Raw genomic sequence first — 622 nt, forward strand, 5'->3', positions numbered from 1 at the left:
ATCTCACACTCTCAGACGAGCGCAGAGTTACTGTCAGAATACTGGAACCGATCGGCGAGATATTTGGGACGGACGAGCGGGTGTACACGTTGCGAAAGTCGCAAGTCGTCTCATTACCCGCTACGAACGCAATTCCCCTGATCGAGCGCGGTGCTGCGGAGCTCCCAGAGTTCGATCAGGACCAACCATCCGATATCTCAATCGATATTGACGATTTCAAGGAGTCACAATCAAATACGTTTACAGGTCCCTCAAACGATCAAAAAATGACCACCATTAAAATGATAAGGGACCATCCTGACAAAATATTGAGTATTGATGGCCAAGAGTATCGCGCTGAGCGAAACGATATTATATCACTTCCAGTTCCGGATGCGATTCCGCTAATCCAGAGGGGCTTCGCCAAAAGATTAGAAAATTAACATTTCAATCATCCCAATTAAAAGACGTAAGCGGGCGGAACTGGAGTGAAATTGAAAGTACTCGCGCACAGCGGTTACTGCGCGCGGCCGATAGAGTCCAGTTCTCTTGGAATACCTACGGCTCACGGATTGTTCGCCGCAGGAATGCACCGTCCGGGAATTGAACCCGGGCTATTAGCTTGGGAAGCTAATGTCCTACC

At 48.9% G+C, this 622-nt stretch carries 1 pseudogene; it reads left to right on the forward strand.

Going from position 1 to position 622, the window contains the following annotated elements:
• Positions 1-422 (forward strand): annotated as a pseudogene (locus EXE45_RS19910) (hypothetical protein); the annotation flags it as partial.
• Positions 423-622 lie beyond the last annotated feature (200 nt).

Origin of the sequence: Halorubrum sp. SP9 (assembly GCF_005435015.1) — an archaeon.
GTDB classification, from domain to species: domain Archaea; phylum Halobacteriota; class Halobacteria; order Halobacteriales; family Haloferacaceae; genus Halorubrum; species Halorubrum sodomense.